Origin of the sequence: Enterococcus hirae ATCC 9790, from assembly GCF_000271405.2 — a bacterium.
Classification (GTDB): Bacteria; Bacillota; Bacilli; order Lactobacillales; family Enterococcaceae; genus Enterococcus_B; species Enterococcus_B hirae.
In genome coordinates, this window is the sequence record NC_018081.1 from 2,724,776 (window position 1) to 2,732,500 (window position 7,725).

Annotated in this window: 5 protein-coding genes, 15 tRNA genes and 2 rRNA genes (1 of these 22 running past the window's edge); 3 read left to right on the forward strand and 19 right to left on the reverse strand. The window is 37.3% G+C overall.

What is annotated here, in order from left to right:
* Position 1: 1 nt before the first annotated feature.
* The 3 genes from thiM to tenA are packed head-to-tail and all read left to right on the forward strand — an operon-like array spanning position 2 to position 2,133.
* Complete coding sequence (gene thiM, locus EHR_RS12885; RefSeq protein WP_010737298.1) at positions 2-823, forward strand: hydroxyethylthiazole kinase; 822 nt, start codon at positions 2-4, stop codon at positions 821-823.
* A complete protein-coding gene (gene thiE, locus EHR_RS12890; RefSeq protein ID WP_428829666.1) occupies positions 816-1,445 on the forward strand; it encodes a thiamine phosphate synthase in 630 nt (209 codons plus the stop codon). Before thiM ends, thiE begins: the two co-directional genes overlap by 8 nt.
* 4 nt (positions 1,446-1,449) lie before the next feature.
* Positions 1,450-2,133, forward strand: a complete 684-nt coding sequence (gene tenA / locus EHR_RS12895; protein ID WP_010737296.1) for a thiaminase II — start codon at positions 1,450-1,452, stop codon at positions 2,131-2,133.
* A gap of 419 nt (positions 2,134-2,552) precedes the next feature.
* Here tenA and yqeK read toward each other — a convergent pair whose 3' ends face one another.
* The 19 genes from yqeK to EHR_RS12990 all read right to left on the reverse strand — a co-directional run.
* Positions 2,553-3,146 (reverse strand): bis(5'-nucleosyl)-tetraphosphatase (symmetrical) YqeK, encoded by a 594-nt coding sequence (yqeK, locus tag EHR_RS12900; protein WP_010719632.1) that lies wholly within the window; start codon positions 3,144-3,146, stop codon positions 2,553-2,555.
* Positions 3,147-4,035: 889 nt separating this feature from the next.
* Positions 4,036-4,926, reverse strand: a complete 891-nt coding sequence (locus tag EHR_RS12905) for an acyltransferase family protein (RefSeq protein WP_243464872.1) — start codon at positions 4,924-4,926, stop codon at positions 4,036-4,038.
* A gap of 888 nt (positions 4,927-5,814) precedes the next feature.
* A tRNA-Leu gene (locus tag EHR_RS12910) sits at positions 5,815-5,899 on the reverse strand.
* Between the two features lie 8 nt (positions 5,900-5,907).
* Positions 5,908-5,979 (reverse strand) — tRNA-Gln (locus EHR_RS12915).
* A 9-nt stretch (positions 5,980-5,988) separates the two neighbouring features.
* Positions 5,989-6,061 (reverse strand) — tRNA-His (locus EHR_RS12920).
* A gap of 61 nt (positions 6,062-6,122) precedes the next feature.
* Positions 6,123-6,207 (reverse strand) — tRNA-Leu (locus EHR_RS12925).
* A gap of 21 nt (positions 6,208-6,228) precedes the next feature.
* A tRNA-Cys gene (locus EHR_RS12930) sits at positions 6,229-6,299 on the reverse strand.
* A 37-nt stretch (positions 6,300-6,336) separates the two neighbouring features.
* Positions 6,337-6,408, reverse strand: a tRNA-Gln gene (locus EHR_RS12935).
* Between the two features lie 9 nt (positions 6,409-6,417).
* Positions 6,418-6,490, reverse strand: a tRNA-His gene (locus EHR_RS12940).
* A gap of 2 nt (positions 6,491-6,492) precedes the next feature.
* Positions 6,493-6,566, reverse strand: a tRNA-Trp gene (locus tag EHR_RS12945).
* A gap of 6 nt (positions 6,567-6,572) precedes the next feature.
* Positions 6,573-6,653 (reverse strand) — tRNA-Tyr (locus tag EHR_RS12950).
* 1 nt (position 6,654) lies between these two features.
* Positions 6,655-6,730, reverse strand: a tRNA-Phe gene (locus EHR_RS12955).
* Between the two features lie 33 nt (positions 6,731-6,763).
* Positions 6,764-6,836, reverse strand: a tRNA-Asp gene (locus EHR_RS12960).
* A gap of 9 nt (positions 6,837-6,845) precedes the next feature.
* Positions 6,846-6,918: transfer RNA gene (locus EHR_RS12965), tRNA-Val, on the reverse strand.
* A gap of 13 nt (positions 6,919-6,931) precedes the next feature.
* Positions 6,932-7,003, reverse strand: a tRNA-Glu gene (locus EHR_RS12970).
* A gap of 12 nt (positions 7,004-7,015) precedes the next feature.
* A tRNA-Ser gene (locus EHR_RS12975) sits at positions 7,016-7,104 on the reverse strand.
* A 40-nt stretch (positions 7,105-7,144) separates the two neighbouring features.
* Positions 7,145-7,218 (reverse strand) — tRNA-Asn (locus EHR_RS12980).
* A 66-nt stretch (positions 7,219-7,284) separates the two neighbouring features.
* Positions 7,285-7,400 (reverse strand): 5S ribosomal RNA (gene rrf / locus EHR_RS12985).
* A gap of 93 nt (positions 7,401-7,493) precedes the next feature.
* Positions 7,494-7,725: ribosomal RNA gene (locus EHR_RS12990) — 23S ribosomal RNA — on the reverse strand; it runs 2,682 nt beyond the window's last position.

The window sequence follows — 7,725 nt, forward strand, 5'->3', positions numbered from 1 at the left end:
TATGTCATCATTCGAAACTATTATCCAACAAATTCGTGCATGCAATCCGTTGGTTCACCATCTAACGAACTATGTAACAGTCAATGATTGTGCCAATATTACTTTAGCTATTGGTGGTTCTCCGATAATGGCTGATGCGATTCAAGAAGTAGCAGAAATAACAGCTAAAACGGATGCACTCGTTCTCAATATAGGAACCTTGAATGAACAAACCGTTGATTCGATGATTCTTGCTGGCAAAGAAGCGAACAAGCATGGAATTCCGGTCATATTCGATCCAGTCGGTGTGGGTATTTCTCAATTTCGTATGGATGTGACTAAAAAGTTATTAAACAGTATCCATTTTACAGTCATTCGTGGAAATTATTCAGAAATCCTTTGTCTAGCAGGTATTCAAACTTCAGCTAAAGGAGTAGACACTTCGCTTGTGAATCAAAAAAAAGAAACTGAAGTCATCAATATTGCACGAACACTAGCTTCTTCTTTTCACTGTATCATCGTCATAACCGGCGCAATCGATATCGTTTCAGATGGTGTTCGAACGATGCAGGTAAAAAATGGTTGTGCTGCAATGCGCCATGTTACTGGTACTGGTTGTATGTTAGATTCCCTAATTGCTACTTTTTGTGGTGGTTATTCCGATGATTTTTTTGAAGCAACCGTAAGTAGCGTGATTGCAATGGGTGTTGCTGGTGAATTAGCTTTTGAAAAGGCAAAAACCAACGGAACAGGTAGTTTACGTACTCATTTAATAGATGAAATAAGTAAACTAACTGATCAAACCTTATCAGAACGAGGTGACTATATTGCATTCGATGATTGATTACCGGCTCTACCTAGTAACAGATCCACTCTTGTTCACTACCAATACACTGCTAGAAGCTGTCTCACAAGCACTTGAAGGAGGCATTACTGCTGTCCAACTCCGAGAAAAACAGTTAGATTCTAGAAAGTTTTACGAAGAAGCCATACAGATAAAGCGATTAACCAAAAGATATAACGTTCCCTTGATCATCAATGACCGCCTTGATATTGCTCTGGCATGTGATGCAGACGGTCTCCATATAGGTCAAAATGACTTACCCTTAACTATAGCTCGTAAGCATCTTGGACCAGATAAACTAATCGGTGTTTCAGTACAAACGGTTGAAGAAGCCATCGAAGCAGAAAAAAATGGTGCGGATTATCTAGGAGTCGGTGCAATGTTTCCTACAGATACCAAACCAGATGCAATGCATGTCACAACTGAAGAATTAGAAAAAATCTGTGCGCAAATCTCGCTTCCAATCATTGTGATCGGTGGAATCAATCAGCAAACAATCCCAGCTTTTCACTCACTTCCCATTCAAGGTTTTGCTGTCGTATCTGCTATTTTGTCAAAAAAAGATATCAAAAAAGCCAGTCAGGAACTTTTAGGATTGATTGATCAGACGATTGGGAGGTAAATCAATGTCATTTTCAAAAAATTTAAAAATCGAAGCTTATGACAGCTGGGAAAAAGGATTTAATCATCCATTTATTCAAGAATTAGGAAAAGGTATTCTTGCTAAAAAGACATTTCAATTTTATTTACTACAAGATTACTTGTATTTATTTGAATATGCTAAAGTATTCGCATTAGCTGCCACCAAATCAGACAATGAACATCAATTGTTTCATTTTGTGGAAGCACAATACAGTATTCTAGCAACAGAACTTGACTTACATCGCCAATATATGTTGGATTATGCTATTGAAAAAGAAGAATTTAACACCGTACAACCTTCTTTTTACAATCGCTCTTATACAACAAATATGCTAGCGATCGGCCATAGTGGAGGTGTAGCTGAAATCATCGCAGCTATCCTTCCCTGCGCTTGGACCTATTACGATTATGCGAGTCGTTTAAAAAAACGATATCAATCGAGTTTAGAAAAGAACCCCTATCGCTCCTGGATTGATTTATATGCAGATCCTAGTTTTGAAAAATCATTTGAGTGGATGTTTGACCTGTTGGATGAATTAGCCGAAATGAAAAGTGCGAAGGAACAACAAAAAGTAAAACAAATTTTTATTTCCAGTTTGGAATTTGAATATCTTTTTTGGGAAATGTCTTATTATGAAGAAATGAATCTGATTCCATTATCAGAATAAATTGTATAGTGATTTCAGTAGACAACTTCTTCTGCTTTCGTTTAAAGCAGATCTAGTAAAACATGTTAAGTCTAGGACACTCACCTTTTAGTCTCTAGACCAGACGAACACTCAATCATTGTAGGACTGATAGAGTATTCTATCGGTCCTAATTCTTTTATAAAAAACTACTACACTACCGCTAAGATGAAGTTATTCAACCCATCAATCTGAAAGAACTTATTTGATCACGCCAAACTACTAAGTAAAATTGTGTATGTCTTTTACTGCTTTGAGAATAACCGTTTGTCTAGTCCTCATCGGTGATTACACTCATTCGACATAAAAAATAGTAATCTCTCTATAAAATTAACTGACGAAAATATAATCATAAAAAAGCACAAATTCTTTATTGAACCAAATAGAATTTTCTCATAAACTCACATTCCTAAGTCACACATTGCGTCTTTTAGCCAAGGATGTAAAACGAAAATATCCGTTAAAGCCCACTCAATATAGGTTTTACACCCTTGATCTAAAGAGATGTCTAAAGCTTTGTTCAATTGTTTTAAATAAGGAGCACTATGGTCTCTATCCCATTTAATCTTATCTGCAATGAAAACAACTTTATCTAAACTAGAAGCATTTTTTTTAAGCGTTGTATGACATTCAATAGCTGATAATATTTCTCTATCCTTTATATTGAATAGTTCTTTTGCTATACATACTGATTGTTTTTGGTGGAGAATCATAGGTAGTTTCTCTTCTTCTTTTAGAACTTCCTCCCCTAAACTCTTTTGTAGTTCTATCCTTTCATCATCAGGAATGATTACGCTAATATCATGTAACAAACCAGCAAGATAGGCTTTATCTTTTGGTACGTTAAACTTTTCTGCAAGTTCTTTCGCCTTGTTGGCTACTTCATACGAGTGAAAGACAGTTTTATCTTTCTCATAATAATTCAAAAATTCTCTGACTTGTATTTCAATATTTTTAGAACTAAAGGGTATCTTATACTCAATAATGTTCTTCATTTTAACTCACCTTCCAATGAATGCCTTTACATTATTATGTATTAATAAGGTCAAAAATAAAGTTCGACAATCATTCCATCCTCTGATAGTTTTGCTCCTTTTTAGCTTTTCGATTCCCCTGGATCAGGGTACAACGAATAAAATCATCAAATCAATCTAAGTGCGTTTTGATTTCTTACTGTCTGACTTATTCCTATCAGATAACAAACCATAAGTGGCATAAGCAGGAATTACTACAGCTAAGAACATTTTAACGAGAAACTTAAAAACTTTCATATGATTCACCATCCTTTATATGTTACTCATACTTTATCATACTACCTATTAATACCCCAGCTATCACAGGCAATCGTTTATCCTTAGAGACTAACTACTTCTTACTTCTCTCTCATTATTTCATGAGGTTGTGAAAAGAGTGTCTTGACCTGAGCGCTCACCAAGTAAAAACTGCGACGAGTAATCGCAGGAGCATTAAGGATGAAAATCTCGAAATAGCTCCTCATGTTTTGAGATTTTTTGACTTATCGCCGAAGGTCAGCTCTTTGAACACCGTTTATTCGTTTTTAGAGATACTAGAATATTATCTGTCATGGTAATACTATTTTAACCAAAAAAGAACAGAAAGAAATTTTCTTCTTTGTGTCCAAATGATTCTAAGAATTTTCTTTACCAACATCATTTGACAAAGAGACCAAAAATGTAAGATTCATTAGTGGTTCTATGATACCCGAAGGCTGGGGTTTAGCTAGAACCCTGATTATTTTAATTAGATGATTACCCATCTCGTATTTTCTTAGTTCAGTTTAACTAGATGATTTATTTCAAAACAAGATTGCTGACTTAAATCCTAATTCAGCATAATCAAACAAATATGCTGCATCAATTCATCTCACATTTTAATTTTGTAAAAAATTGATATTTGTTTCACAATTTTATTGTAAAATAAAACAATGCTTATTGGAACAAACACACCTAACATCAAGCGGAATAATCCATTTATAGGTGTTATTTCGACATGCCTCATATTAAAGATTTGAATAGGTATCATATGAAACAAGAATATATTCTTACTATAGGAATTTAAATTTTCAAAACTTTTGATTTTACTTTTAGAAATAACCAACAGTCCATACAAACTAAAAATAAAAGGGATTGTGAAATACATAAAATTCTTATCGATTCCTTGATTATAAAATGTGATTATCCCTTCGACTCCTCCTAAAAAACACGCAGCGACTAGTCCATATATGAATAACTTTCGATGCTTTTCTAAATTATGTACATTATCAGCCAAAACAAATCCTATGGAAATAAAGAGTGGACTAAAGAATAACCCATTTCTTGTAGTAAAAAAAATATTAAAGTATTTTTCCATAACTGATATGACCATTGGATTTGATATAAATAAGGAATACGTTTCAAGGGAACCAACTGAAAAAAATAAAAAGCAAACCAGAAAAATCCATTTATATCTAAATCTTTGAAACATATATTTAACTATAGCTAATGAACTTATCAAAGCAGGAAAATACCATAAGTGATAGAAGCTTCCAGTATATAGGAAACTAACTACCAATGCCAATAATATTGACCATAAATTCCACTGAATATCAACTGTATCTTGTAACAGTTGAACACCAAACGGAATGTACAACAAAAACACTATAGTATATAGACGTACTATTCTTCTTAGCCACATCTTCGAATAGCCTTCCCTCTTACTATTTATCCGAAAGAAATATGCATTATTTACAAAAAGAATGGAACAGCAATACGACAAACCATACTTTTTAGAAAAAATGCACTATCGGGTGATTAGTAATGGTTCCACAATGAATAACAACAACACAAATTGTTGCAATAAACTGAGCAATAAATAGTTTTTGATTCTTATTATCCATAATCCCTCCAACAAGCAAATTTGACTTTAATAGGCTAGAAATAAAAATAGAATATGTACCAAAAAAAATTTGGAGATAATTAACTCTAACATCTATATTTTCTCTTTCCTCTTTAATTTCTTAAATCCACAATACTATATTAATTATAGTATTGATTAATGTAAAAAACATTAGACTAAAGTCCAATTCATTTAATTCATAATTGTATAGAGCGGGAGCAATTTTAAACTATCGAGGTATTCAAAAAAACAATAGATAGATCCCTATTTTTTAAAATTAGATGATTACCATTATTGTATTTTCTTGGCTCAGTTTGATTAGATGAATTATTTCAAACACAGATGAGTGGGTAAAAACGACTTTCACTATATCTAGAAGCCAGAAAAATCATAGGCTATCTAACGTTTGAATCCCTGTAGGACCCTCACCAATGATAATGAATGATAAGGACCATTTTCTGCTCTTTGCAGTAGCGAAAGCAACTCATAAAAGTCATCAGACAGAAAAACGTTTTCTTCATCTTCATTACCTCTATTCATTTTAGCTTCTTATACGGCAGTAGGTACGGTTCTTTTCATGATGTGGAATGATTTTCTGTATAGAGAGTAGGACAACGCTTCAAAAAGAAAATGGCTCTATAACAAAAAAATCTGAGACAGAATGAGGTTCATTCTGACCCAGATTTGTTTTTACACCACGCATCAGTTCTTATTGACAAAGAGCTAAAGAAAACCCCTAATGTAAGACACATTAGGAGTTCATTATGATACCGGCGGCCGGGGTCGAACCGGCACGCCCTTAACGGGCACTGGATTTTGAGTCCAGCGCGTCTGCCAATTCCGCCACGCCGGCGTAAAAAACTGGGGTAGCTGGATTCGAACCAACGCATGAGGGAGTCAAAGTCCCTTGCCTTACCGCTTGGCTATACCCCAATAAGAAAGGGCGAATGATGGGAATCGAACCCACGAATGCCGGAGCCACAATCCGGTGCGTTAACCACTTCGCCACATTCGCCATTATAAACAATGTTATTTTATTTCTCAATAAAAAACTAAGATGAGTACATCTTAGTCAATACCGGCGGCCGGGGTCGAACCGGCACGCCCTCAACGGGCACTGGATTTTGAGTCCAGCGCGTCTGCCAATTCCGCCACGCCGGCAAGTTGATTTTATTAGTACTAAGGCGGTAACCGGATTTGAACCGGTGATGAAGGTTTTGCAGACCTCTGCCTTACCACTTGGCTATACCGCCATTATACTATTTTCAATCTATAAATGAAATTATAGAACTGGGGTAGCTGGATTCGAACCAACGCATGAGGGAGTCAAAGTCCCTTGCCTTACCGCTTGGCTATACCCCAATAAAGAAGGGCGAATGATGGGAATCGAACCCACGAATGCCGGAGCCACAATCCGGTGCGTTAACCACTTCGCCACATTCGCCATGGCAGGGGCAGCAGGAATTGAACCCACACTAACGGTTTTGGAGACCGCTGTTCTACCTTTAAACTATGCCCCTATGTAATGGAGGAGAGTGGATTCGAACCACTGAACCCTAAGGAACGGATTTACAGTCCGTCGCGTTTAGCCACTTCGCTACTCCTCCATGGTGGCGCGGGACAGAATCGAACTGCCGACACACGGAGCTTCAATCCGTTGCTCTACCAACTGAGCTACCGCGCCAAATTTTAAAATGTATTAATTGAAAAAGAATGACGGTTCCGACGGGAATCGAACCCGCGATCTCCTGCGTGACAGGCAGGCATGTTAACCCCTACACCACGGAACCAGTTCATTATGGAGGTTAACGGGATCGAACCGCTGACCCTCTGCTTGTAAGGCAGATGCTCTCCCAGCTGAGCTAAACCTCCATTTTTCAATTAATGACCCGTACGGGACTCGAACCCGTGTTACCGCCGTGAAAGGGCGGTGTCTTAACCGCTTGACCAACGGGCCAGGAAAATGCTACGGAGAGTAAGGGATTCGAACCCTTGAGACAGCGTGAACCATCTACATGATTTCCAATCATGCTCCTTCGGCCTCTCGGACAACTCTCCAGAGTGAAAGAAGCTCATTACTCTTTCTCATAAATGAGAACTCCGGCAGTAGGACTCGAACCTACGACATCATGATTAACAGTCATGCGCTACTACCAACTGAGCTATGCCGGAATCACCTTGTTCGTTTTTTACAACGAACACACACATAAGATAATCTTATGGGGATTTATATAAACCGCGTGGCGACGTCCTACTCTCACAAGGGGCAACCCCTCACTACAATCGGCGCTAAGAAGCTTAACTTCTGTGTTCGGCATGGTTACAGGTGTATCCTTCTCGCTATCGCCACCACACTGTGGTGTTATCATTATTGAGTTTGCTTTTGCTCACTCAAAACTGGATTTGAAGTATTTCGTAAACTCTACCGAGTTTTTTTCTTTACCAATGTGGTTAAGTCCTCGATCGATTAGTATCAGTCCGCTCCATACATCACTGTACTTCCACTCCTGACCTATCTACCTGATCATCTCTCAGGGATCTTACTTTCTTAAAGAAATGGGAAATCTCATCTTGAGGTGGGCTTCACACTTAGATGCTTTCAGCGTTTATCCCTTCCCTACATAGCTACCCAGCAATGCCCTTGGCAGAACAACTGGTACACCAGCGGTAAGTCCATCC